The sequence below is a fragment of the Sphingopyxis sp. genome (genome assembly GCF_040216815.1).
Classification (GTDB): domain Bacteria; phylum Pseudomonadota; class Alphaproteobacteria; order Sphingomonadales; family Sphingomonadaceae; genus Sphingopyxis.
This window is the reverse complement of the sequence record NZ_JAVJOJ010000009.1, coordinates 618,709-643,880: the sequence shown is the minus strand read 5'-3', so window position 1 is coordinate 643,880 and position 25,172 is coordinate 618,709. Positions and strand designations below refer to the sequence as shown.

Sequence of the window (25,172 nt, the reverse complement as noted above, 5' to 3'; positions counted from 1 at the left end):
GATGCGGTGGCGATTGCGGGCTTGCCCTCTGCATTCTTTCTTCCCATAACCCCGGCGTTCAAATTTGGGGCGGTCGCATCAGGGGAGAGGGCGAACCGGCAACAATAGTCGGACGTGCTCGACTGCTATCTTCTGCGTCGCCCTTCTCATGGGAAGGAAGCAATACGCATGGATCCTGCCAATAGTTATCCGACTCTGATCGCGATAGCGTGCGGCCTTTTGGCTGTGCTCTATGGATTCATTACCTCGCGGCAGGTGCTCAGCGCACCGGCGGGTAATGAGAAGATGCAGGAAATCGCTGGCGCCATTCAGGAAGGCGCCAAGGCCTATCTCGGCCGTCAATATCGTACCATCGCCATTGTCGGTGTCGCCGTCGCCATTGTGGTCGGCTATTTTCTCGGCCCGATCTCGGCGACCGGTTTTGTCCTCGGCGCTGTCCTGTCGGGCGTTGCGGGCTTTGTCGGCATGAACATCTCGGTAAAGGCCAATGTCCGCACCGCGGCCGCGGCGCAGACGGGTCTTCAGGCGGGCCTGACGATGGCGTTCCGCGCCGGCGCGATCACCGGGATGCTGGTAGCGGGCCTTGCGCTGCTCGCGATCGCGGTCTTTTTCTGGTATCTTACCGGGCCCGGGGGTTACACTGTTGGCGGCGAGGACCGCACGGTGGTCGATGCGCTCGTCGCACTGGCCTTCGGCGCCTCGCTCATCTCGATTTTCGCGCGTCTCGGCGGCGGTATCTTCACCAAGGCTGCCGACGTCGGCGCCGACCTGGTCGGCAAGGTCGAGGCGGGCATTCCGGAGGACGATCCGCGCAACCCGGCGGTGATCGCCGATAACGTCGGCGACAATGTCGGCGACTGCGCCGGTATGGCGGCGGATCTTTTCGAAACCTATGTCGTCACCGTCGGCGCCACGATGGTGCTGATCGCGCTGCTTCTGAAGGGTGCGGGCGAGGCGCTCGTGCCGCTGATGAGCCTGCCGCTCCTGATCGGCGGCGTGTGCATCATCACCTCGATCATCGGCACCTATTTCGTGCGCCTCGGTTCGTCGAACAATGTCATGGGCGCGATGTACAAAGGCTTCCTTGTCACCGCGATCCTGTCGATCCCGGCGATCTGGTTCTCGACGCAATATGCGCTGGGCGACATGGCAACCAACATTGCGGGGACCGAGTTCAACGGCAGCGACCTTTTCTATTGCTCGCTGCTCGGCCTTGCGATCACGGGAATCATCATCTGGATCACCGAATATTATACCGGCACCAACTATCGTCCGGTGCGCAGCATCGCCAAGGCGTCGGAAACGGGCCACGGCACCAATGTGATCCAGGGCCTCGCCATCAGCCTTGAATCGACCGCACTGCCGACGCTCGTGATCTGCGTCGGTATCATCGTCGCCTATCAGGTCGCGGGCATCATCGGTATCGCCTTCGGCGCCACCGCGATGCTCGCGCTCGCGGGCATGGTCGTCGCGCTCGACGCCTATGGCCCTGTCACCGACAATGCCGGCGGCATCGCCGAAATGGCGGGCCTCGATGACAGCGTGCGCGAAAAGACCGACCTGCTCGACGCCGTGGGCAACACGACCAAGGCGGTGACGAAAGGCTATGCGATCGGATCGGCGGGCCTGGCGGCGCTGGTGCTCTTTGGCACCTACACCGCCGACATTGCCGAATATTCGGCCGCGCTCGGTATCGATGCACCGCTGACCTTCTCGCTCTCGTCGCCCTATGTCATTGTCGGGTTGCTGCTCGGCGCGCTGCTTCCGTATCTGTTCGGCGCGCTCGGCATGACCGCGGTAGGCAAGGCGGCGGGCGACGTGGTGAAGGATGTCCGCGACCAGTTTGCGAACAACAAGGGTATCATGGACGGCACCAGCCGTCCCGACTACGCCCGCACCGTCGACCTCGTCACCAAGGCGGCGATCAAGGAAATGGTGATCCCGTCGCTGCTTCCCGTCCTCGCTCCGATCGTCGTCTATTTCGTGATCCGCAGCGTCGCGGGCCCGGCCGCGGCGCTGGAGGCGCTCGGCGCGCTGCTGCTCGGCGTGATCGTCGGGGGGCTGTTCGTCGCCATCTCGATGACCTCGGGCGGCGGCGCCTGGGACAATGCGAAGAAGTATATCGAGGACGGCAACCACGGCGGCAAGGGCAGCGAAGCGCATAAGGCTGCTGTCACCGGCGACACCGTCGGCGATCCGTACAAGGATACCGCGGGTCCGGCGGTCAACCCGATGATCAAGATCACCAATATCGTGGCGATCCTGCTCCTCGCGGCGCTGGCACACGGCGCAGTCTAGGCCGCGTCGCCCCGATGGGCCATTAACGACCCCGCCGGAGCGATCCGGCGGGGTCTTTTGCTGTTTCATCGGGGTTTGCTGATTGCTTGTGTGTCGAGGCCGCTCTAACCTTTGCAGTGGGTTATCAAGCGGAGGATGGCGAGTGAGCGAGGGTAGCGCGGCGAGCGAAATCTATATCGGCCTTGGCGGTGGCGGGGCGCCCGACGGGCCGCGGCAGTCGCTGGTGTTGAAACGTGCCAACCGCCACGGGCTGATCGCCGGGGCGACCGGCACGGGCAAGACCGTCACCCTGCAGGGGCTTGCCGAGGGCTTTTCGGCGGTGGGCGTTCCGGTCTTTGTCGCCGATGTGAAGGGCGACCTGGCCGGCATGGCGATGGCCGGAAGCCCAACCGCGAAGGTGCACGAACCCTTTTCAAAACGCGCCGCCGAGATCGGCGATACGCAATGGGCCTATCGCGACAATCCCGTGATCTTCTGGGACCTGTTCGGCGAGCAGGGGCATCCGGTGCGCACGACCATCTCCGAAATGGGGCCGTTGTTGCTCGCGCGGCTGATGGGGCTCAACGAGACGCAGGAAGGCGTACTCGCGATCGCGTTCCGGGTCGCCGACGAACAGAATATGCTGCTGCTCGACCTGGGCGATCTCCAGGCGATGCTCGCCTGGTGCGCCGAAAATGCCGACGAACTCACCGCCAGATATGGCAATGTCACCAAGGCGAGCGTCGGCGCGATCCAGCGGCAATTGCTGTCGCTGGAAAGCCAGGGCGGCGACCATTTCTTTGGCGAACCCGCGCTCGACATTCAGGACATGATCCGCACCGACGAGAAGGGGCGCGGCTATGTGAACATCCTCGCCGCCGACAAGTTGATGGCGAGCCCCAAGCTTTATGCGACCTTCCTGCTGTGGCTGCTCTCGGAGATGTTCGAGACGCTTCCCGAAGTCGGCGATGCCGACAAGCCGAAGCTGGTCTTTTTCTTCGACGAGGCGCACCTGCTGTTCGACGATGCGCCCCCCGCGCTGACCGAAAAGATCGAACAGGTCGTGCGGCTGATCCGATCGAAGGGGGTCGGCGTCTATTTCGTAACGCAGAACCCGATCGACATTCCCGAGGATGTGGCGGGCCAGCTTGGCAACCGCGTCCAGCACGCGCTGCGTGCCTTCACCCCGCGCGACCAGAAAGCGGTGAAGGCGGCCGCCGAGACCTTTCGTCCCAATCCGAAAATCGATGTTGCGCGCGAGATCACCGAACTCAAGGTCGGCGAGGCGCTGGTGTCGTTGCTGATGCCCGACGGCGCGCCGTCGCCGGTCGAGCGGACGCTGATCAAGCCGCCCTGTTCGCGCGCGGGGCCGCTGGATGCCAAGGAGCGCGCGATCATCCAGTCGATCTCGCCCGTCGAGGGCAAATATGACACGCCGGTCGACCGCGAAAGCGCCGAGGAGCTGCTCGCCGCCAAGGCCGAACAGGCACAGGCCGCCGCGATCGAGGCCAAGGCGCAGGCCGAAGCCGACAAGGCCGCCGCGCTTGCCGCGAAGGAAGAAGCAAAGCGCAAGGCGGCCGAGGAACGCGAGCGCATCCGGATGGAAAAAGCGGCGGCGCGCGAGGCCGCGAAGCCGAGCATGGCCGAAAAGATGATGCAATCGGCAGCACGGTCGGCGGCGACGAGCATCGGCCGTCAGGTTGCGGGCAAGTTCGGCAGCCAGCTGATGCGCGGAATTTTGGGCGGCCTGTTCAAATAGGCGGGGGGGACGACGCGCCACCTGTTGTCTTTTGCAGTCGACTCCGCGGGCGAAACGCGGCAGCTTTGGTTGCATGACAAAACCTAAATTGCCCGGAGAGGTAGCCGCTGCGATCGTCAATCCGGTCGCCTATGGCGCGTGGGAGCCGCTGCACGAACAGCTTGGCTGGGCGCGCGCGAACATGCCGCTTGGCGTTGCGGAGAATCCGAACCACGATCCCTTCTGGCTCGTCACGCGCCACGCCGATGTGATGGCGATCAGCCGCGACCCCCAGCGCTTTGCCAACGGCATTCGCCCCACGGTGCTGACCGACCGTGCGGGTGAGGCGCTGGCGCGCGCGGCAACGCCGGGGAACGATGGGCATTTGATCCGCTCGCTGGTCCAGATGGATGCGCCCGATCATATGAAATACCGGTTGCTGACGCAGAGCTGGTTCATGCCCAGGAACCTGAAGACGATCGAGGATCGCATTCGCCAGATCGCGCGCGACACCGTCGACCGGATGCTGGATTTGGGGAATGAATGCGATTTTGCGCGCGACGTCGCGGCGCATTATCCGCTGCGCGTCATCATGGACATATTGGGGGTGCCGCCCGAGGACGAGCCCCGGATGCTGATGCTGACGCAGCAATTGTTCGGGCCGACCGACCCCGAGCTCAACCGCAGCAAGGAAGCGATCACCTCCAGCGAACAGGCGATCGCGATGATCAATTATGTCATCGCCGATTTCGAAAATTATTTCGGCGCGCTAACCGCCGACCGCCGCGCCAATCCGCGGCAGGATATTGCGACGGTGATCGCCAATGCCACCATCGGCGGCGAGCCTATCCCCGACCGCGAGATGGCGGGATATTATATGATCATCGCGACCGCAGGGCACGACACGACGAGCGCATCGACTGCGGGCGCGGTGATGGAGCTTGCGAAGAACCCGGCGCTGTTCGCGCGCTTTCGCGATTGGGATGCCGACAAGGCGGGAGTGATCGAGGAAGCAATCCGCTGGACCACGCCCGTGCAGCATTTCATGCGCAGCGCCAGGGAGGATGTCGAGATCGGCGGGCAGGTGATCCGCGCGGGCGACTGGCTGATGCTCAATTATGTGTCGGCGAACCGCGACGAGGCGGTGTTCGCCGATGCCTTTGTCTTTGATCCCGACCGCGCGAAGAATGAACAGATCGCATTCGGTTTTGGCGCGCATGTGTGCCTGGGACAGCATCTGGCGCGGCTGGAGATGCGCATATTGCTGGAAGAACTGCTGCCGCGGCTGAGCCGTATCGAGCTGGCGGGCGAACCCGCGCGTGTCGAATCGGTGTTCGTCGGCGGGCTGAAGCGGTTGCCGATCCGGTTTGCGGCGGCATAGCGGCCGGTCTGACGGCTCCGTTCAGGGAATCCGTTTCGTCGGATAGGGCGTGCCGTCCTTGTGGAAATAGCCGTCGGGCGTGAAAATCATGTCGATGTCCGAATAGCCGCCGCCGGTGTCGCGGGCCTTGCCGCCGCCGAGCGCGACGAAGACGCAGTCGGCATCCGATTCGTTGATCAGGTGGTGGCCGTTGGTATTGCCCTTCGGCCACACCGCGATGTCGCCCGGCCGCATCGGCTGGCGCCCGTCATCCTCGATCAGCACCGCCTCGCCGGCAATCATCACCAGCATCTCGTCCTCGCCGTCGTGCCAGTGGCGCTGGGAGGACCAGGCGCCGGGCTTGAGCACGACATGGCTCGCGGAAAAGTCGCTGAGCCCCGTCGGGGGCGCGAGGCGGCGGTACCAGCGGCCCTGCACAGGCGCGTCGAAGGGCGCGGGGTAGCCGGTGGCGTTGGTCTGGGGAATCGAATCGAGATCGAGCTTGGGCATGGCAGTCCTCGTGCACTTTGTTCCACCTTTGTTTCGCATAGAGGGGCCGCGATGCAAAGCCTCGACTTCGCAGGGTACGAAAGCGTAAAGGGCGGGCATGACCCAGCATGTCGATCCCGTCGAACTGGCCAAGGCACTGATCGCCGCGCCGAGCGTCACCCCTGCCACGGGCGCCGTATTCGACGCGCTCGAGGCGGCACTCGTACCGCTGGGCTTCACCGTCGAACGCTTCATCGACGGCATTGAACCCGACGGCCCGGTTGAAAATCTGCTCGCGGTGCGCGCGGGCAGGGGGCCGGTGCATTTCGGATTTGCCGGGCACCTCGACGTCGTGCCGCCGGGGGTGGGGTGGACGGGCGACGCCTTTGCGCCCGAAATCCGCGGCGACCTGCTCTATGGGCGCGGTGCGGTCGACATGAAGGGGGCGATCGCGGCGTTCGTCGCGGCGGCGGCGGCGACTCCGCCAGAGGCCGGCACGATCAGCCTGATCATCACGGGCGACGAGGAAGGCCCCGCGATCTTTGGCACACGCGCGCTGATGGAGCATATGGCCGCGCGGGGGGTGAAGCCGGACATGATCGTCGTCGGCGAACCGACATCGGTGAACAGGCTCGGCGACATGGTGAAGATCGGGCGGCGCGGATCGGTCAACATCTGGATCGACGTGCCGGGAACGCAGGGGCATGTCGCCTACCCGCATCTTGCCGACAATCCGATCCCCAAGCTGGTGAAGATATTGGCGGCCATCGAATCGGTGAGCCTCGACGCGGGGACCGACTGGTTCCAGCCGTCGAACATCGAGTTCACCGACATCGAGGTCGGCAACGGTGCGACGAATGTGATTCCGGCCTCAGCGCGCGCGCGGCTGTCGATCCGTTTCAACGATCAGCACAAGGGCGCCGACCTGGTCGCGATGATCGAGCGCATCGCGCACGATGTCGAGCCCGGCGCCAAGGTGCTGGGCAAGATTTCGGGCGAGGCCTTTCTGACCCCCCCCGGCGAATTGTCCGAGCTGGTCGCCGAGGCGATCCATGCCGAAACCGATCTTTGCCCCGAAATGTCGACGACCGGGGGGACATCGGACGCGCGCTTCCTCCATGCCCTATGCCCCGTAGTCGAATTCGGGCTGATCAACGCGACGATGCACAAGCTGGACGAAGCGGTGGCGGTCGAGGATTTGCACCGGCTGGCCGCCATCTATCGCGGCATCTTGATGCGCGCTTTTCTTTAGTCGTCGCGGCTGCGCCGTAGAATCACATAGACGGCGCCCGCGCCGCCATGGCTGATATGGGCGGGGCGAAGCGCCACAATTTGATCTGCATTAGGCGAGTAGGCGAGCCAGTCGGGAAGGGCCGCGCGGATCGCGCCGCGCGGGCGCGGTAATCCCTGCATCTGCGGCAGACGGTCGGCGCCGGGGCGAAGGCGTCCCGCGACGACGAGCAGCACGCGCGCGCCGCGGAGGAGCGCGCGGCCGATCGCGTCATCGAGCAGCGCTTGCGCCGACGCGAGCGTATGGCCGTGCAGGTCAATGCTCATGTCCGGCCGCACCAGCCCCTTGCGCAGGCGGCGGTCCCAATGGCCGTCGAGCGTCGCCGTCTGGTGCGTACGGCGCGGAGGGGGTAATTTGGTGGGTGTTCGCGGCGGAGCTGCCGACGCGGCAAGGCTGCGCGGACCGGGCTGCGGCGGCTTGACCGTCGGCGCCGCCGTGGGCGCGAGCGGCGCCGACCCTCTGGGGAGCGGGGTTACGGTCGCCGCAACCTTTTTCCAGAGCGCGCTTTCGTCGGGATCGAGGCGCCGCGGCATACAGGTTCAACCGGCGGACGGAGGAAGCAACCGCGCAACGCTGGCACGCGGAAGCAATAGCAGGGCGGATCCGCGCGCCGCCATGCCGCCGGCGATCGCGCGCGCGTCGTCGCCCGCCCCCCAGAAGCTGTCGAAGCGGTTGGCGCCCTTGATCGCGCCGCCGGTGTCCTGGGCCACCCACAGGCCATTGGGCTCGGCGCGGTCGAGAGAAAGGAAGACGGGGGCGCCAAGCGGCACATATTTGGGATCGGCGGCAACGCTCGCGCGGCCGGTAACGGGGACGCCCAGCGCGCCGAGCGGGCCGGGGCCCGTGAGTTCGCGGAAAAAAACCCAGCTGGGATTTTCGTTCATCACCGCCGCGCCGCGCACGGGGTCGGCGCGCAGATAGTCGAGGATGCCCTGCATCGATGCCTGTCCGCGTTGGAGTTCGCCGCGATCGAGCAGCAATTTGCCGATGCCGACATAGCCGCGGCCATTCTGCGCGTCGTAACCGATGCGCATCACGCCGCCGTCGGGCAGGCGTAGGCGTCCCGACCCCTGCACCTGGAGGAAGAAAAATTCGGCGGCGTCGGCGGCCCAGGCGATTTCGAGACCGCGCCCCTCCAGCGCGCCGCTTTCGATTGCCAAGCGGTCATAATAGCGAACAAAATTGCCGTTCTCGACGCGCCCGCGGATCTTGCGGCCCTTGAGGTCGTCGGCGAACTGGCCGAGGTCGACGTCAACCAGGTCGTCGGGGCGGCGGTAAATGGGAACGTCATAGCCCGGCTGTTTTGTCCGCGATGCGGCGATTTCGGGTTCGTAATAGCCGGTGACAAAAGCCGAGCCCGTCCCGATCTGTACCGTCGCGAAATGGCGGGCGAAGAAGGTCAGCGCGTCGCTGTCCGCCCAGCTTTTTGCGGCATTGCAACTTTCGTTCCAGTCGGCGCCTTGCGTCAGGCCGCTTGTATCGGCGCGCCGCTGCACCGAGGGGCAGCTGATGCGGAAGGCCGCGAGCGCGCGCGCCGCCTGCTCGGCGGGGATGGCGAGCGTTGCAAAGTCGGGACCGGCGACCACGCCGCTGGCGGCGGCCGTCGTCGCGTCAGCGGAGGCAGCGGCTGGTATCGGCGCGCGCGGTGTCGCGGGAATCGGCTGCGCGGCGGCACCGGGCCGCTCCGACGGGCGCGGCACATAGGGGCGGGGAACGCCCATCGGGCGAGCGGGCGTGGTCGCCGTGGCGGGGCGGCTGTCTGCGACAGGAACAACCGATGCGCAGCCTGAAATCAGCGGCAGGACAGCCAGCAGCGCGAATCCGAAAAGACACGCGCGCGGCGCCCCGGCCGTCCGACGCATGGGATCAGGCCGATTCGGCTTCGTCGAGCACCCAATTGGGGTCATTGCTGCCGATCTGACGGCGGAAGGTCCAAAGATCGTCGGTCTGCGCCGCGTCGCTCATCGAACCGGCGATCAACTTGCCATCGGCATCGCGCGTCACCGCGCTGATATCGGCGTGGTAACGCACGCTGATGCGCGCTTCGCCGCGATTGAGTTCGACCGCGGTAATCTTGGCCGAATCGATCCCGATCAAACGGTTGTCGAGCGTTTCGCCGCGCGCCTCGCGTGCTGCGATCGCCTCCGCAAAGGCTTCGTAGCTGTCGTCGTCGCACAGGTCGCGGAGCGTGTCCCGATCGCCTTTCCAATAGGCTTCGAGGATCATTCGATACGCCGCCTCGGCCCCCTCCATGAAGCGGCCCGCGTCGAAATTGCGGTCGGTCGCGAGCAGCTGGCGCAGACCCGCCTCGGCAGCGGGTTCATAGACGAGGCCCGTCGTATCCGATGCCGGCGCGGCGAGCGCAGGCGTGTCGCCATCGTCGACGCGGATCGGCGTCGGTGCGGCGCGGTCGTCGCGGCGTGGCAGGACGGGTTCCTGTTCGTGACCCGTGCGCTTGCCGAGCACCGAATAGAGCCGCATCCCAAGGAAGGCGGCGATCATGGCGAGCAGGACGATCGAAAAAGCAGTCACGGTCAAGGGTCCAATGCGAGCAAAGGCAACATATCCCGGAATATATAGGCGATACGCGGCCAGGTTTCAAATCGCCATGGTCGCTGGCGCGCGGCGCGTCAACGATTCGGCGGCGCGGACACATCGACATGGCGCCCCATTGTGCTGGCGGCCTGCCGCTGCTAAGCGCCGCGGCAACCGTCCGCCGCGGTTCCGACACGACCCGCGGCCCCGACATATCGTTCATTTTTTAAGCGAAAGCATCCTATCATGGCCGACGAGACGAGCGCCGATATCAACAACCCCGCCCTGCAACCCAATGGCGAAGACACAAGCCCGGCGATCGGCCTGATTTCGCAATATGTGAAGGACATGTCGTTCGAAAATCCGAACGCCCCCGCCGTCTATCAGTGGCAGGAAGCCCCGAACGTCGATGTCCAGTTCAACATTGCCGCCGATAGTGTCGGCGAGAATCTGTACGAAGTGACGCTGAAGATCGACATCACGTCGAAAAGCGACAGCGGTACCAGCTTTGTGATCGAGCTGAAATATGCGGGACTGTTCGGCGTGCGCAACGTCCCCGACGACCAGCTTCAGCCCTTTTTCCTCGCCGAAGCGCCGCGCATCCTGTTTCCCTTCGCGCGCCGCGTCGTTGCCGATGCCGTCCAGGATGGCGGTTTTCCGCCGCTGCTGCTCGAACCGATCGATTTTCACGGCCTGTTCATGCAGCAGGCCCAGGCGGCGCAGGCCGAAGCGGCCGGGCAGGCCGCGCCCGTCGGCCAGGCCTGAGAGCCATAACGGGGGCGAGCTGAGGGCTTGAGCAGCCTCGTCAAAAGCGTCGGGACGATCGGCGGGCTGACGATGGTGAGCCGCATCTTCGGCTTCGCGCGCGATATGCTGCTCAGCCGTATCCTCGGCGCGGGCGGCGTCGCCGATGCGTGGCAGCTCGCCTTTCAGCTTCCCAACATCTTTCGCCGCCTGTTCGCCGAGGGCGCCTTCGCCGCCGCCTTTGTGCCGCTGTTCAACCAGCGGATGGCCAAGGACGGCGGGACAAGCGAAGCGCGCGCCTTTGCCGACGCGGTCCTGTCGGTGCTGATCCCAATCCTTATCGTCTTTTCGGGCCTGATGCTGGTCGTGATGCCGTGGGTGATGGGGCTGTTCGCAAGCGATGCGCTGCAAGCCGACCGCGCGCGTTTCGATCTGGCAGTGACGATGGCGCGCATCGCCTTTCCCTATCTGGCGTTCATGAGCGTCGCGACGCTGTTTGCGGCGATCCTCAACAGCCTGTCGCGTTTCGCGGCGGCGGCGGCGGCGCCGATCCTCCTCAACCTCTGTCTGATCGGCGCGCTGCTGCTCGGCCTGTTCACCGGCGACGGCGGCGAGGCAGCGAAGGCCGCGACGGGGCTCTATCTTGCCATCGCGGTGTCGCTTTCGGGGCTGTTCCAGCTGGGCTGGCTGTTTTTCTGGGTGCGGCGTTCGGGGTTCCGGCCGACGCTGCGCCGCCCGCGCCTTTCGGCCGATGTGCGCGAGATGGGGGTGCTGATCCTGCCCGCAGTGTTCGGGGCCGGCGTCTATCAGATCAGTCGCTTCATCGACCTGTTCTTTATCGCGACCCTGCCCGACAAGAGCATCACCTATCTGGCGATGGCCGACCGGCTGAACCAGCTGCCGCTCGGCATCATCGGCATTGCGCTCGGCACCGCGATCCTGCCCGCGCTGTCGCGCTTCGTCGCGCAGGAAGACCGCGATGGCGCCGCCCGGCTCCAGAGCAATGCGATCGAGCTTGCGATGCTGCTGACCGTCCCCGCGGCGGTCGCGCTGTTCGTCGCCGGTCCGGCGATCACGAGCGCCTTTTATGTCGGGGGACAGTATAGCGTCGCCGATGGGCTGGCGACCGGGGCGGTCGTCGCCGGCCTCGTCGTCGGGCTGCCCGCCTATGTGCTCGTCAAGGTGCTCGTTCCCAATTTCTTTGCGCGCAAGGATACGCGCACCCCGGTGTGGACGGCCGCGGGGTCGTTGCTGATCAACGTCGCGCTCAACCTGCTGCTGATCCCGCGCTTCGGCATCGTCGGGCTCGCGGTTGCGGGGTCGATCGCGGCGTGGTGCAACGTCGCGCTGCTCTATACGATCCTGCACAACAAGGGGCTGTTCCGCCTGACCGGCCGCGTCGCGGGACGGATCGTGCGGATCCTTCTGGCCGCCGCGGCCATGGCGATGGTCCTCCATTTCACGCTGCCGCTCGCGGGCGGAGCCTTTACTGCGGGGGTGTTCGAGCGCATCGCCGCGCTTGCCGCGCTCGTCGCTGCGGGCGCAGTGACATTCTTTGGTTGCGCCTTCCTCCTCGGCGTGGTCAATCGCGACACGCTCGGCCAGTTGCGCCGGCGCACACTCTGAACAGGACGACGAACATGCGGACGCTTTCGGGCATTCAGCCCACCGGAAATTTGCACCTTGGCAATTATCTGGGCGCGATCCGCAACTGGGTGCGGATGCAGGACGAAATGGCGGGTGAGAAGCTCTATTTCCTTGCCGACCTCCATGCGATCTCGATGCCGCATGTTCCCGCCGAACTGACCGCCAATACGCGCGCGATGACCGCGGCGCTGGTCGCGTGCGGGATCGACACCGATCGTTCGATTCTGTTCAACCAGGCCCGCGTTCCCGCGCACGCCGAGCTGCAATGGCTGTTGAACGGCACCGCGCGGCTCGGCTGGCTCAACCGCATGACGCAATTCAAGGACAAGTCGGGCAAGAACCGCGAAAGCGCGTCGGCTGCGCTCTACACATATCCGGTGCTGCAGGCCGCTGACGTGCTTTTGTACCAGACCACGCACGTTCCCGTGGGCGAGGATCAGAAGCAGCATCTGGAGCTTGCGCGCGACGTGGCGCAGAAATTCAACAATGATTATGCGAGCGAGGAGGCGCCGGTCTTCACCTTGCCCGAGCCGATCATTCCGGCCGGACTGGCGCGGATCATGAGTCTGCGCGACGGCAGCGCCAAAATGTCGAAATCCGACCCGTCGGACATGAGCCGCATCAACCTGACCGACGATGCCGACACAATGATGCAGAAGGTGCGCAAGGCAAAGACCGATCCCGAGGTGCTGCCGTCCGACGTGGAGGGGCTGGAGAACCGCCCCGAGGCGCGCAACCTTGTGGGCATCTATGCCGCTCTCGCCGACACGAGCGTCGAGGCGGTGCTCCGCGACCATGCGGGGCAGGGTTTCGGGGCGTTCAAACCCGCGCTCGGCGAATTGCTGATCGAAAAGCTGGGGCCGATCAACGCGCGTTACATCGCGCTGAAGGACGATGAAGCCGCGCTCGATGCGATTCTCGACAAGGGCGCCGAAAAGGCGCGGGCGCTTGCGAAGCCAACGCTCGATGCGGCCTATGCCGCGCTGGGGCTCTGCCGCTGACCGGCCGGGCGGGCTTGCGGATCGGAGCCTGCGCGCCATATCGTCGGGGAACAAAGATGCGACGAACCGGGTTCAACCAAGGTTAAGTCGCATCGGCATAGTCTATGCTATGAGTGCGCGAGTTGATCGCGCATCCGAATTACGGAGCCAAGACGATGAGCAAGATCAATATCCGGCGTTTAAGCTTGGCCGCGATGACGGGCGCGGCGCTGGCGCTTGCCGGCTGTGCAACCCCGTTCAAGGCCGACGTCGCGCGCTTCCAGTCGCAGCTTCCCGCGCCGCAGGGCCAGACCTTTGCGGTCGAGGCGAGCAACCCCGCGCTTGAGGGCGGAATCGAATTTGGCCAATATGCCAATCTCGTCGCCGGCGAGCTGACCCGTTTCGGTTATCGCCCGGTTTCGCCGGGCGAGAGCCCAGATTTGCTGGTGCGGATGGACTATGGCGTCGACAAGGGCCGCGAAAAGGTTGTGTCGAGCCCCGGGTTCGGCGATCCCTGGTATCGCGGCTGGGGACCGGGCTATTATCGTCCCGTCATCGTGCGCGGGCCGGGCGGTCGCCGCTATGTCTATGGATACCGCGACCCCTTTCTGTGGGGCGGTTTCGGACCTGGCTGGGGCTATAATGATGTCAGCAGCTATACCGTCTATACGAGCGGGCTGACCCTGCAGATCAATCGCGCGTCCGATGGTTCGCGGCTGTTCGAGGGCCGCGCCGAGGCGCAGTCGCGCGACAGCAACCTTCAGACGCTCGTGCCGAATCTGGTCGAGGCGATGTTCACGGGCTTTCCAGGAAATTCGGGCGAGCGGGTGCGGATCACGGTCGCTCCGCCCGAAAAGGGCTGATCGCACCCGCTGACGGAACAGGGGCCTGCCTTTCCAGGGGAAGGCGGGCCCATTTTTAATTGGCTGGAAAGCTGGATCATCCATCGTTAAGCGCCAACGGCTATCGTCGCGAACAGCGGAAGATGCCAGTTGAAGCCGACCTACCCCTTACCCGTTCATCATAGCTGGCCGCTTTATGAGCGCGACCGCTTTTTCGAGCTTGGGCAATTGCACGGGATCGGGGCGATCGATCCGATTCCGGACGCTGCCGATGTGGCGGCGCACCTTGCCGATGTGCGCGTTCGCGTCGGCGAATGGGAATGCGATCTCACCGATAACAACCGGCTGCGCTGGTCGGACGAGGTCCACGACATTTTCGGCATTCCGCGCGGGGCAGAGGTGCGCCGCGATGAAGCGGTCGCGCTGTATGTCGAAAGGTCGCGTGCGGCGATGGAAGCCCTGCGCCGCCATGCGATCCGTCACCGGCGCGGCTTTACCATCGACGTCGAAATCTGCCCCGCGCAGGCACCGCGCCGCTGGATGCGGCTGATCGCCGCGCCCGTTTGCGAGGACGATCGGGTGGTGCGGTTGCAGGGGCTGAAATTCCTCGTCCCCGGCGCGGCCGATCGCGAAATTTGAACGGCATCCACGGTCGAACCTGAGAAACCACCGTTCTGGCAGTATTGGCGAGGCGTTTCGTTGACGCGCGCGCACCTTTTACGCAGTCGAATTTGCGACAGACGTTGCGGGCGCCGAAGGCCCGGCTGCGCCTGATCTTCCGCTTGGTTCCGAAGGCTTTTGCCCCCTATATGAATTTTCTCAATCGCTTTGCGTCGGCCGCGCACAATATGGCCATCGATCTGGGGACCGTGAATACCGTGGTCTATGCGCGGGACCGCGGCATCGTGCTGAACGAGCCGTCGGTCGTTGCGCTGGAAACGCGAGACGGGGTGCGCCGGGTCAAGGTCGTCGGCGACGAAGCGAAGCTGATGATGGGCAAGACCCCCAGCAACATCGAGGCGATTCGCCCGTTGCGCGACGGCGTCATCGCCGACATCGACGTCGCCGAACAGATGCTGAAGCATTTTATGGACAAGGCACAGGGCGGCGCGAGTCGTTTCGCGCAGCGCAGCCATGTCGTCATCTGCGTTCCATCGGGGTCCACGATGGTCGAACGGCGCGCGATCCGCGACGCGGCGAGCAACGCCGGCGCCGCGTCGGTGCAACTGATCGAGGAATCGCTGGCCGCGGCCATCGGCGCGGGTTTGCAGGTCGCCGAACCGCGTGGCGCGATGGTTGTCGACATCGGCGGCGGCACGACCGAAGTGGCGGTGCTGTCGCTGAGCGGCATCGCGTACAGCAATTCGGTGCGCGTCGGCGGCGACAAGATGGACGAGATGATTTCGTCCTTCATCCGTCGCAAGCATAATCTGATGGTGGGTGAAATGACGGCCGAGCGCGTCAAGCTGACGATCGGTTGTGCGACGGCGCCGGAGGGCGACGGCATGGTGATGGGCGTGAAGGGCCGCGACCTGGTGACGGGCCGCCCTTCGGAAGTGCAAGTCACCGAAGCCGAAATCGCCGAGGCGCTCGCGGAGCCCGTCGGACAGATTGTGGGCGCGGTGCGCGCCGCACTGGAGCAGACACCACCCGAACTGTCGGCCGACATCATCGACGAAGGGATCACCCTGACGGGCGGCGGAGCATTGCTGCGCCGGATGGACGATGCGATCGCGCGCGCGACGGGACTGCCGGTGGCGGTCGCCGACGACGCGCTGATCTGCGTCGCGATGGGGGCCGGGCGCGCGTTCGAGGACCGCACCTATCATGGGGTGCTGATCGCCGCGTGACGCGCGATGCGGTCGCAGCCCTAGTCGGCGTCGGCCGCCGCGGGGCGCGTCCAGCCTTTCCTATATTTGTCGAACCAGGCGAGGATCGCGGCGGCCTTTGCGGCCGATTGCGACGGGCGCGCGGCGATGCTGCCGTGGCTGGCGCCGGGCACCTTGACGAGCATGGTGGGCACGCCGCGGAGGCGGAGCGCGGTGTAATATTGTTCGGATTCGCTGACCGGGGTGCGGTAATCCTCGCCCCCCACAACCACGAGCGTCGGGGTTTCGACATTGCCGACGAGCGACAGGGGTGAGAGCGACCAGTAGAGTTCGGGTTTTTCCCAGGGCTGCGCGCCCAGCCAATAGGGGCCGAAAAAGGCGGGGCCGTCGGCAGTGAGCGCCTGCGTCTGCCAGTTGATCACGGGTTTCTGCGTCGCCGCGGCCTTGAAGCGGTTCGTCTTGCCGACGATCCAGCTGGTGAGGACGCCGCCGCCCGACCCGCCGGTGACGAACAGCGCGTCGGGGTCGGCGATGCCGAGCGCGATCGCATGGTCGACGATCGAGATGAGGTCGAAATAATCATTGCCCGGATAGGCCTTGTCGATCTGTTGCGCGAACGCCTCGCCATAGCTGGTCGAGCCGCGTGGGTTCGCCGAAAGCACCGCATAGCCCGCGGCGGCATAGAGCTGGTTATCGGTCGAAAAATGCGGGCCATAGGCGGTGAAGGGCCCGCCATGGATTTCGAGGATCAGCGGCACCCGCTGCCCCTCGACATAGCCCGGCGGCAAGGTCAGCCAGCCTTCGATCGGCAGGCCGTCGTGGCTGGATGCTGCCGTGATCTTGCGCACCTGACCCAGCGATTTGACTTCGCGTAAAGAGCGGTTGAGGTCGGTCAGGATACGCGGATCGCCGCCGCGTACCAAATGCACCTCGGCCGGGCGGGTCGCGGTGCCGCCGGTGAAGGCGATCGCGCCATTGTCGGCGACGGTGAAGCTGCCGCCGCTGTAGGGGCGGTCGAGGCTGCCGCCCGACAATCCCGTGGCAACCGTGCGCACCGATCCGTCGAGGGTGATGCGCGCGACCTTGGTTTCGCCATGATCGTCATACTGGACATAGAGGCTGCGGCTGTCGGCCGCCCATTGCACGGCATCGACGCTGTAATCCCAGTTGGCGGCAATAGGACGGCGGCCCGATCCGTCGCGATTCATGACGTAAACTTCGGTCTGTTCATACGCGCGCTTTGCGTCGTCGAAGCCCAAAAAGGCGATGAGCCGGCCGTCGGGCGACACGAGCGGATTGGCGTCGGGGCCGTTGCGGCTGGTGAGCGCGGTAATTGTACCGCTCGCGACGTCGAGCGCGTGCACCTCGCTTTCGAGGGGGTCGGTTTCCCAGTCCGCCTGCCGGTTGGCGCTGAAATAGAGCGTGCGCCCGTCGCGCGACCAGCTCAATGGGCCGCCGTCGTGATACGGGCCGAAGCTGAGCTGGCGCGGCGCGCCGCCGGTCGCGGGGATGAGGAAGATTTTTTCGAACCCCGGCTCGACATACCCCTGTCCGTCGGCGCGGTAGGTGAGGAGCGTGCGGATGTCGAGCGGTTCGGCCCATTTCGCCCCCTCGGGCTTGTTCGCGGGCGCGCTGCCGAGCTTTGCGCCCTCGTCCTTCACCAGCATCGTATAGGCGATCGAGCGGCCGTCGGGCGCCCAGGCGAGGCTCGACGGGCTGGTCGGCAGGCCGGTAAGCCGCACCGCTTCGCCGCCATCGACCCAGCGCACCCAGAGCTGCGCGCTGCCCCCCGCGGCCGATACATAGGCAAGGCGCGAACCGTCGGGCGACCAGCGCGGCGAAAAGGCCGAACCATCCTGTCCGGCGAGCGGAGTTTCGCGCCCCGTCGCGGCGTCGATCAGCCAGATCGAGCTGACCGCGCGGTCGGTCATGATGTCGTTCGCGCGGCGGACATAGGCGATACGGCGCCCATCGGGGCTGATCTGCGGATCGGCGGCGAGCGTGAGATCGAAGAGGTCGGCGCCGGTAAAGCGGCGCTCGGGGCCGGTGCGTGCGCTGCCCATCGCGGCGGCGGGCATGGGGGCGGGGGCCACAGGAGTGTCGGATGCGGGCTGCTGCTGCGCCGGAGTTTCTTCCTGCTGCGCCCAGAGCGGCTGCGCCGCGAAGGCAAGAATGGTGGTCCCGAACAAAGCCAGTTTGCGCATGAAGTGCTTCCCCATTTTTTCCGAAGTGCAGGGTCTGGACATTCGGGGGCGGGCGGTCAACTACCCGATGGTTCAAGGATTTGGAGTTTTGCGGGTCGAGCGGAAACAAGCCCCTCTCCTTCAGGGGAGGGGCTTACTGGGGAGCGGATGGGATTATGGACATGGATTTTTCGCGGCTTCAGGCGTCGAGCAAGATTGGCGAGGACTGGGTCTATCCGCAGCCCGCCTGCCTGAACTTCGGGTGGCTGGAGGTCGACCGCGACCCCGCGCATCGCATTTACTGGGAGGAATATGGCAATCCCGCGGGCGAGCCGGTGATGTTCCTGCACGGCGGCCCCGGCGGTGCGTGCGCGCCGGTGATGGCGCGATTCTTCGACCCCAGGCGATACCGCGTGATCCTGTTCGACCAGCGCGGGTGCGGCAAGAGCGAGCCCAATGTCGCCTCGGCGGGCCCGGCGGTCGCGCTGGCGAAAAACACCACCGCCGACCTGATCGGCGACGTCGAGAAATTGCGCGATCATCTGGAGATTGCGGGGCCGATGCACGTCTTTGGCGGCAGCTGGGGCAGCACGCTCGCCATGGCCTATGCGATCCAGCACCCCGCGCATTGCGCCAGCCTGATCCTGCGCGGTATCTTTCTGGGCGCGGCGGAGGATCTGCTGTATTTGTATCAGGGCAATGCCGCGACGTGGGAGGAGGATCCCTTCGGGCTGACCGCGCCCGGCGCCTATATCAAATATCCCGACGAGTGGGCGGCGCTGCTCTCGGTACTGAACGCCGACGAGCGGCGCGATGTGATGGCGTCGTACAAGGCGATTTTCGACATGGTGCCGAGTAATGCGGCGGAGAAGGAGCGGCAGCTGAACGCCGCGCTCACCTGGTCCCTTTGGGAAGGGGTGATTTCGAACATGATCCCCGAGACGGCCGACACGGGCAAGTTCGGCGAGGCCGATTTCGCGCTCTGCTTCGCGCAGATCGAGGCGCATTATTTCGCGAACGACCTGTTCCTGCCCGCGGGGCATTTTTTCGACCATATCGATGTGCTGGCGTCGATCCCCATCCATATCGTCCACGGCCGGTTCGACGAAGTGTGCCCGCTGACGCAGGCGTCGCGGCTGGTCGCCGCGCTGCGCGCCGCGGGCGCGGAGCCGGTGTCCTATGTCGTCACCAACGCGGGGCATAGCGCGATGGAACGCGAGAATGCGCTGGCGCTGACCGCAGTGATGGATGGGTTGGAGAGAATGAAATAACCATATAGGTTATTTTCCATTGACATCGTCACGCTGATATGGCACAAGTGTCACATCATGAAGAATTGCGAGTCGGGCCGGCGCCTTTTGGAGGTGTGCGGCCCGATCCGCTTTTTGGGGAGGCGGCGATGGGACGGATCGGGAAGGCCGGGGACGGCGACACGTCGAAAGCGCCCGCCAGGGCGCGTCCCGACCGTGCGCAGATGGACGTTTTTCTGGAGGCACTCGCCGAATCGTCGAACGTCGCTGCGTCGGCGCGCAAGGCGGGCATCGGCAGCGATGCCATGTATCGCGAGCGGCGACGCAATTCGGGCTTTGCGGCGCGCTGGCACGAGGCACTGTGCGAGGGGTTCGCCCGGCTCGAAGCCGAACTGCTGGCCGAGGCGCTGATTCCGCCGACCGGCAATGTGAAGGATGCGACGCTGAAATCGCGGGCGCAGAAATATCGGCTCGGCCTTTCGTTGCTCGCGGCGCATCGCGCGGCGGTGCGCGGGGCGAAGCTGCCCGGCGGCGTGGCGGCGGCGCAGGGGAGCGCCAAGGCGCGGCTGACCGCCAAGCTTTATGCCATGCAGGACCGGGCCGCGGCCGAGGCGGGGGACTTCGCCGATCGGGACGCGGGCGGATGAAGCACGCGGCCGACTGCACCGACCGGAAACGGGCGGAGCTCGATCGCTGGTTGAAGGCGCTGTCGGACAAGAAATGCGCGCGGTTGCTGACCGATTGGTCGTGGTGGCGGCGCGCGGACCAATGCCCGCCGGATGGCGACTGGCACGTGTGGCTGCTGCTGGCGGGGCGCGGGTTCGGCAAGACGCGCACCGGCGCCGAGTGGGTGCGCGCCTATGCAGAGGGGACGCCCGGCGCGAAGATCGCGCTGGTCGCGGCGTCGCTGCTCGAGGCGCGGCAGGTGATGGTCGAGGGCGAAAGCGGGCTATTGGCGATCGCGCCCGACGATCTGCGCCCCGATTATGAAAGCAGCCTGCGCCGGTTGACCTGGCCGAACGGCGCGGTGGCGACGCTCTATTCGGCCGCCGAACCCGACAGTCTGCGTGGCCCGCAGCATGAGGCGGCGTGGTGCGACGAGATCGCCAAATGGCCGCAGGGGGCGGCGGCGTGGGATAATCTGATGCTGACCATGCGGGTCGGCGCGCGGCCGCAGGTGGTGGCGACGACGACGCCGCGCGGCGTGCCGCTGGTACGGCGGCTGATACGGGAAAAGGGGGTCGCGACGACGCGCGGGCGCACGGAAACCAACCGGCTTAACCTGTCGCCGCAGTGGCTGGCGACGATGGACGCGCTTTACGGCGGCACGCGGCTGGGGCGGCAGGAGCTGGACGGCGAATTGCTGGACGATGTCGAGGGGGCGCTGTGGCCGCGCGCGCGGATCGAGGGGTGCCGGGTCGAACCGGGCAGCATCGGCAAGCCGGTGCGCGTCGTGATCGGGGTCGATCCGCCGGCGACGAGCGGCGGCGATGCGTGCGGGATCGTGGTGGCGATGCAATTGCGCGACGGGCGGCTGGCAGTGGTCGAGGATGCGAGCGTCGAACGGCCGGCGCCTGCCATGTGGGCGCAGGCGGTGGCAAGCGCGGCGGCGCGCTGGGGCGCCGAGCGCATCGTGGCCGAAAGCAATATGGGCGGCGAGATGGTCGCGGCGGTGCTGCACCAGGCCGACATGACACTGCCGGTCGTGCCGGTGCACGCGAGCGCCGGCAAGGCGCGGCGCGCCGAACCGGTAGCGCTCGCCTATGAGCGTGGGCAAGTGGTCCATGCGGGGGCGTTCGCGCAGCTGGAGGACCAGCTTTGCGGGTTGCAGACGGGCGGCGGCTATGCCGGACCGGGGCGTTCGCCGGATCGGGCGGATGCGTGCGTGTGGGCGCTGGCGGCGCTGCTGGAGGGAATGCAAAGGGGACGGGTTGTGGGGGTGCGAGTGGTTTGATCAAAATATGCGGATTCCCGCATAATGTGTGATGTGCTACATCTTCGATTAGGACGGGAGAAAAGATTATGCGGGGCCATTGGTCAGACTGCGCGGTTCACAATGAACCGGAATCACCCAACGGCCCCTGCAATTGTGAAGGGTTAGAGCTGAGCGAAGATGGTGCTCATGCCTTTGTCCCCGGGAGAGTAGCCTTGGCGTGGAGCAAGGCTCTCCTGTTCCGTGAGATGCATGGAGAAAGCCTTGTCCATGGTCATCATTTTCCAACCGACGGGCTCGTTGCTGACACTCCCGCCGCTCACTTGATAAACCCGCATACACGGATTTCCGGCGGTCGATATGCCGACGGCGTGAACCTCGACCACCCGCGAGAATCCGTCATACCGAAGTTCAAGGCAGACACCTGATTTCAACGCTGCAATTGCTAGATTGCCAATCATGGCCATCCTTTCCCATTTTGGGGTTAGTGCAATCGCCTTGACGTTCGAATGTTTTGGGCTAAGCCCCCAACTGTCTACTCGGCCCACCGGCGACTGCTTCGCTTGGTGGCTTGAGGGGGGTCAGGTTGCACCCTGACCCCCACTCATTGGTCGTCGGACATATGGTGTCGCATTTTTTGCGCAGTAGGCATTGACCGAAATCTTTACTCTTTCTTTACCAGGTGTTGCCCCTCGGCAACAGTATTGACCGGCGCCCGGCTAGTAATCGCGTAATTTAATTACAATTGCTTGATGCCGGCCTTGGCGTGACAGAGGGAGATCATCATGAACTGGTTCGGCCGGAAGGCCGCGCAGCATCCTGCGCGGCCCCAATTGTCGCGCGTATATGGGAGCTGGTCGGCGCCCGCGCCCTTGAGCTGGGAGGCGCAGGTGCGCGAGGGCTATCTGTCCAATGCGATCGCGCAGCGCGCGGTGCGGCTCGTGGCGGAGGCGGCGGGGTCGGCGCCGATCATGGCGAGCGATCCGGCGCTGGTGGCGCTGGTCGGTGCGACGTCGGGCGGGCAGGGGCTGGTGGAGACGCTCGCGGCGCAGCTGCTGCTGCATGGCAATGGTTATGTGCAGATTTTGACCGATGGCGCGGCGGCGCCGGCCGAGCTGTTCGCGCTGCGCCCCGATCGGGTGACGGTGGAGGCGGACAGCCGGGGGTGGCCAGTCGCCTATCGGTACAAGGCGGGCGGGTCGGCCATGGTGTTGCCCGCCGAGGATGGCACCGGGCGCGTAGCGGTGGTGCATATAAAGGCGCTGCATCCATTGGACGATCATTATGGCGCAGGATGCCTGGGTGCCGCGGCGGGAGCGATCGCGGCGCATAATGCCGCGGCGCGGTGGAACGCGGCGCTGCTGGAAAATGCGGCGCGGCCGTCGGGGGCGCTGGTGCACGATCCGGGCGACAAGGGGATGCCTTTGTCCGTCGAGCAGGTCGAACGGCTGCGCGAGGAACTCGCCGAGAGCTTTTCGGGGAGCGCGAATGCGGGGCGGCCGTTGCTGCTGGAGGGTGGATTGAAGTGGCAGGCATTGAGCCTGAGCCCGGCGGAGATGGATTTCCTGGCGCTGAAGGATTCGAGCGCGCGCGAGATTGCGATGGCGTTCGGCGTGCCGCCGATGCTGCTCGGGCTGCCCGGCGATGCGACCTATGCCAATTATCGCGAGGCCAATCGCGCGCTGTGGCGGCTGACGGTGTTGCCGCTGGTCGGCAAGATTTTGAGCGCGGTGGCGCAGGGGCTGCGCGGGTGGTTCGCGGGCGCCGAGCTGCGGGTGGATTTGGACAAGGTGCCGGCGCTGGCCGAGGACCGGATGGCGTTGTGGCACGAGGTGTCGGCGGCCGATTGGCTGACCGCGGACGAGAAGAAGGCGTTGCTCGGAGTCGCGTAACCGGCCTCGTCACCCCGGACTCGATCCGGGGTCCATGACTTCGGCGCTGCTGTGGATCCCGGATCAAGTCCGGGATGACGAACATTGGAGATCAACATGGACGAGGAAGAGGCGCTGGCGCGGCTGATCGCGCTGGCGGGAACGAGCGCGTCTGCCGCGGGCGACGCCGCGGTGCTGCGCGCCGTGGTCGAGGAAGCGAGCGAGCTGGGTGCGCGGCGGGCGCTGGCGCGGCTGGGGCTCGCCGACGAGGCGGCGCGTGCCGATGTCGCCGACCTCCGGCAACTGCTTAGCGCGTGGCGCGACGCCAAGACGAGCGCGTGGAAAGCGGCGATCGACTGGGCGGTGCGCGGGGTGCTGGCGCTGCTGGTGGTCGGGCTGGCGGTGAAGCTGGGGCTGCCGGGGTTGCTGAAGTGAAGGCGGTTGGCGGACAGGCCCTCCCCCGACCCCTCCCGCAAGCGGGAGAGGAGATTCGGTTCGCGGGCTATGCCGCGGTGTTCGACCGGGTCGATCGCGGCGGCGACGTTGTGCGCGCGGGCGCGTTTTCCGCGAGTTTGCGCGAACAGCGCACGGTGCCCTTGCTTTGGCAGCATCGGCCGGGGGCGGTGGTCGGCGTGATCGAGGCGCTGGCGGAGGATCGGCACGGGCTGCGCGTCGTCGCGCGGGTGACGCATCCGACGGCGGCGGCGCTGGTCGCGCGCGGGGCGCTGACGGGATTGAGCTTTGGCTATCGGGTGCGCGCGGCGCGCGGGGGGCATCCGCGCGAGTTGCTGGCGCTCGATCTGGCGGAGGTGAGTCTGGTGGCGGTGCCGATGCAGCCGCTGGCGCGCGTGATTGCGGTAGAAAAACAGCTCGTCGCCCCCGCGAAGGCGGGGGCCGCATGACGGGCAGCGCAAGAACGCCAGCGGCCCCCGCCTTCGCGGGGGCGACGGGATTAATCGAAGGAGTGACAGGCATGGACGTGGATATGGAAGTGAAGGCCGATGCGCTGGACGGCGCGTTCGACGCGGTATTGGCGGCCGAGGCGGTCGACGAATTGAAAGCGTCGGTCGCGGCGCTCAAGCGCCAGGTCGACGCACAGGCGGTCGCGGCGGCGCGACTGCCGCTCGACGGGGCGAAGGCCGCCGATCCGGCGCGCGATGCCTTTGTCGAGCGTTATCTGCGGCGCGGGATCGATGCCGGGGTGGAGATGAAGAGCCTGTCGGGGGCATCGGGCGGTGAGGGCGGTTTTGCCGTGCCGCGCGAGATCGACGGGAGCATCGCCGCGACGCTGAAGGCGCTGTCGCCGATCCGCGGAATCGCGACGGTCGTGCAGACGGGAACGAGCGGATACCGCAAGCTGATCGCGACGGGGGCCATGGGCGCGGGCTGGGTCGGCGAAACCGCGGCGCGGCCCGAGACGGCGACGCGCAGCTTTGCGGAGATCGCGCCGCCGTCGGGCGAGCTGTACGCAAATCCGGCGGCGAGCCAGGCGATGCTCGACGACGCGATGTTCAATGTCGAGGACTGGCTGGCGGACGAGGTCGGCCGCGAGTTCGCCGTTGCCGAAGGCAGTGCCTTTGTGACCGGCAACGGGACCAACCGGCCCAAGGGTTTCCTCACCTATGCGACGACGAATGAGGGCGACGGCGCGCGGGCGTTCGGGACGCTGCAACATCTGGCAACGGGGACTGCCGGCGCGTTTCCGGCGTCGAACCCGCAGGACAAGCTGGTCGAGCTGGTCCATGCGCTGAAGGCGCCGTACCGGCAGGGCGCGTGCTGGGTGATGAACAGCGACACACTCGCGCGTATCCGCAAGTTCAAGACGAGCGACGGCGCCTTTATCTGGCAACCGGGGATGGTCGAAGGGCAGGCGGCCAGCCTGCTCGGCTACCCGGTGGTCGAGGCCGAGGATATGCCCGATGTGGGGGCGAACAGCCTGTCGATCGCCTTCGGCAATTTTCGCGCCGGTTATCTGATCGCCGACCGCGGCGAAACGCGCATCCTGCGCGATCCGTTCAGCAACAAGCCCTTTGTGCATTTCTATGCAACCAAAAGGGTCGGCGGTGCGATCATCGATTCGAACGCCATCAAGCTGATGAAATTCGCCGCCAGCTGACCCCAAGGCAGCGCAGGCGTGCGAGGGCGCCCGGCCCGTCCAACCCTTTCGGGACGGAGCCGGGCGCCAAATGCCGATCGCCAGTCC

The 25,172-nt window shown here is 66.0% G+C and carries 23 protein-coding genes; 17 read left to right on the top strand and 6 right to left on the bottom strand.

Translation table 11 applies throughout. From position 1 onward, the window contains the following. The first annotated feature begins 168 nt into the window (after positions 1-168). The 3 genes from RIA72_RS13585 to RIA72_RS13575 all read left to right on the top strand — a co-directional run bounded on the left by RIA72_RS13585 (position 169) and on the right by RIA72_RS13575 (position 5,396). Positions 169-2,298: a sodium-translocating pyrophosphatase gene (locus RIA72_RS13585; protein WP_350032592.1), complete on the top strand. Its 2,130-nt coding sequence runs from the start codon at positions 169-171 to the stop codon at positions 2,296-2,298. Between the two features lie 142 nt (positions 2,299-2,440). Beyond that, on the top strand, positions 2,441-4,036 hold the full coding sequence (locus RIA72_RS13580) for a helicase HerA-like domain-containing protein (protein WP_502957957.1): 1,596 nt from the start codon (positions 2,441-2,443) through the stop codon (positions 4,034-4,036). Positions 4,037-4,109: 73 nt separating this feature from the next. Further along, positions 4,110-5,396 carry a cytochrome P450 gene (locus RIA72_RS13575; protein WP_350032591.1) on the top strand — a complete coding sequence of 429 codons (1,287 nt, stop codon included), beginning with the start codon at positions 4,110-4,112 and terminating at the stop codon, positions 5,394-5,396. A 21-nt stretch (positions 5,397-5,417) separates the two neighbouring features. Here RIA72_RS13575 and RIA72_RS13570 read toward each other — a convergent pair whose 3' ends face one another. Continuing rightward, positions 5,418-5,885, bottom strand: coding sequence for a cupin domain-containing protein (locus RIA72_RS13570; RefSeq protein WP_350032590.1), 468 nt, complete (start codon positions 5,883-5,885; stop codon positions 5,418-5,420). A gap of 97 nt (positions 5,886-5,982) precedes the next feature. Here RIA72_RS13570 and dapE point away from each other — a divergent pair, with 97 nt between their 5' ends. Next, entirely contained in the window at positions 5,983-7,116 is a 1,134-nt protein-coding gene (dapE, locus tag RIA72_RS13565) for a succinyl-diaminopimelate desuccinylase (RefSeq protein WP_350032589.1), read from the top strand. Here the strand turns inward: dapE and RIA72_RS13560 are convergent. The 3 genes from RIA72_RS13560 to RIA72_RS13550 are packed head-to-tail and all read right to left on the bottom strand — an operon-like array spanning position 7,113 to position 9,687. Continuing rightward, entirely contained in the window at positions 7,113-7,688 is a 576-nt protein-coding gene (locus RIA72_RS13560; protein ID WP_350032588.1) for a Smr/MutS family protein, read from the bottom strand. The two genes, dapE and RIA72_RS13560, sit on opposite strands and share 4 nt — an antisense overlap. A gap of 6 nt (positions 7,689-7,694) precedes the next feature. After that, positions 7,695-9,017, bottom strand: coding sequence for a murein transglycosylase A (mltA, locus tag RIA72_RS13555; protein ID WP_350032587.1), 1,323 nt, complete (start codon positions 9,015-9,017; stop codon positions 7,695-7,697). Positions 9,018-9,021: 4 nt separating this feature from the next. Then, positions 9,022-9,687, bottom strand: a complete 666-nt coding sequence (locus tag RIA72_RS13550) for a Tim44/TimA family putative adaptor protein (RefSeq protein ID WP_350032586.1) — start codon at positions 9,685-9,687, stop codon at positions 9,022-9,024. A gap of 249 nt (positions 9,688-9,936) precedes the next feature. Between RIA72_RS13550 and secB the strand changes: the two genes are divergently transcribed. The 6 genes from secB to RIA72_RS13520 all read left to right on the top strand — a co-directional run bounded on the left by secB (position 9,937) and on the right by RIA72_RS13520 (position 15,753). Continuing rightward, on the top strand, positions 9,937-10,455 hold the full coding sequence (gene secB / locus RIA72_RS13545) for a protein-export chaperone SecB (RefSeq protein WP_350032585.1): 519 nt from the start codon (positions 9,937-9,939) through the stop codon (positions 10,453-10,455). Between the two features lie 27 nt (positions 10,456-10,482). Then, positions 10,483-12,060 carry a murein biosynthesis integral membrane protein MurJ gene (gene murJ, locus RIA72_RS13540; protein ID WP_350032584.1) on the top strand — a complete coding sequence of 526 codons (1,578 nt, stop codon included), beginning with the start codon at positions 10,483-10,485 and terminating at the stop codon, positions 12,058-12,060. A gap of 14 nt (positions 12,061-12,074) precedes the next feature. Then, positions 12,075-13,082 carry a tryptophan--tRNA ligase gene (gene trpS / locus RIA72_RS13535; RefSeq protein ID WP_350032583.1) on the top strand — a complete coding sequence of 336 codons (1,008 nt, stop codon included), beginning with the start codon at positions 12,075-12,077 and terminating at the stop codon, positions 13,080-13,082. Positions 13,083-13,237: 155 nt separating this feature from the next. Next, on the top strand, positions 13,238-13,924 hold the full coding sequence (locus RIA72_RS13530) for a DUF4136 domain-containing protein (RefSeq protein WP_350032582.1): 687 nt from the start codon (positions 13,238-13,240) through the stop codon (positions 13,922-13,924). A gap of 129 nt (positions 13,925-14,053) precedes the next feature. After that, the gene (locus RIA72_RS13525) at positions 14,054-14,542 is read left to right on the top strand and encodes a hypothetical protein (RefSeq protein ID WP_350032581.1); all 489 of its coding nucleotides are present in this window, start codon (positions 14,054-14,056) and stop codon (positions 14,540-14,542) included. Positions 14,543-14,712: 170 nt separating this feature from the next. Then, complete coding sequence (locus RIA72_RS13520) at positions 14,713-15,753, top strand: rod shape-determining protein (RefSeq protein ID WP_350032580.1); 1,041 nt, start codon at positions 14,713-14,715, stop codon at positions 15,751-15,753. Positions 15,754-15,773: 20 nt separating this feature from the next. Here RIA72_RS13520 and RIA72_RS13515 read toward each other — a convergent pair whose 3' ends face one another. Further along, a complete protein-coding gene (locus tag RIA72_RS13515) occupies positions 15,774-17,936 on the bottom strand; it encodes a S9 family peptidase (protein ID WP_350032579.1) in 2,163 nt (720 codons plus the stop codon). 161 nt (positions 17,937-18,097) lie between these two features. Here RIA72_RS13515 and pip point away from each other — a divergent pair, with 161 nt between their 5' ends. The 3 genes from pip (at position 18,098) to RIA72_RS13500 (ending at position 21,119) form a co-directional block, all read left to right on the top strand. Continuing rightward, positions 18,098-19,186 carry a prolyl aminopeptidase gene (gene pip / locus RIA72_RS13510; RefSeq protein ID WP_350032578.1) on the top strand — a complete coding sequence of 363 codons (1,089 nt, stop codon included), beginning with the start codon at positions 18,098-18,100 and terminating at the stop codon, positions 19,184-19,186. 128 nt (positions 19,187-19,314) lie between these two features. Then, positions 19,315-19,812 (top strand): hypothetical protein, encoded by a 498-nt coding sequence (locus RIA72_RS13505; protein ID WP_350032577.1) that lies wholly within the window; start codon positions 19,315-19,317, stop codon positions 19,810-19,812. After that, positions 19,809-21,119, top strand: coding sequence for a DNA-packaging protein (locus RIA72_RS13500; RefSeq protein ID WP_350032576.1), 1,311 nt, complete (start codon positions 19,809-19,811; stop codon positions 21,117-21,119). Before RIA72_RS13505 ends, RIA72_RS13500 begins: the two co-directional genes overlap by 4 nt. 143 nt (positions 21,120-21,262) lie before the next feature. Here RIA72_RS13500 and RIA72_RS13495 read toward each other — a convergent pair whose 3' ends face one another. Then, complete coding sequence (locus RIA72_RS13495) at positions 21,263-21,565, bottom strand: hypothetical protein (RefSeq protein WP_350032575.1); 303 nt, start codon at positions 21,563-21,565, stop codon at positions 21,263-21,265. A 318-nt stretch (positions 21,566-21,883) separates the two neighbouring features. Between RIA72_RS13495 and RIA72_RS13490 the strand changes: the two genes are divergently transcribed. From RIA72_RS13490 to RIA72_RS13475, 4 genes are all read left to right on the top strand, one after another. Then, entirely contained in the window at positions 21,884-22,990 is a 1,107-nt protein-coding gene (locus RIA72_RS13490) for a phage portal protein (protein WP_350032574.1), read from the top strand. A 96-nt stretch (positions 22,991-23,086) separates the two neighbouring features. Then, entirely contained in the window at positions 23,087-23,404 is a 318-nt protein-coding gene (locus tag RIA72_RS13485; RefSeq protein ID WP_350032825.1) for a DUF6127 family protein, read from the top strand. Further along, positions 23,401-23,871 carry an HK97 family phage prohead protease gene (locus tag RIA72_RS13480; RefSeq protein WP_350032573.1) on the top strand — a complete coding sequence of 157 codons (471 nt, stop codon included), beginning with the start codon at positions 23,401-23,403 and terminating at the stop codon, positions 23,869-23,871. The genes RIA72_RS13485 and RIA72_RS13480 overlap by 4 nt, the downstream gene beginning before the upstream one ends. A gap of 71 nt (positions 23,872-23,942) precedes the next feature. Next, complete coding sequence (locus RIA72_RS13475; RefSeq protein ID WP_350032572.1) at positions 23,943-25,085, top strand: phage major capsid protein; 1,143 nt, start codon at positions 23,943-23,945, stop codon at positions 25,083-25,085. Positions 25,086-25,172: the final 87 nt, after the last annotated feature.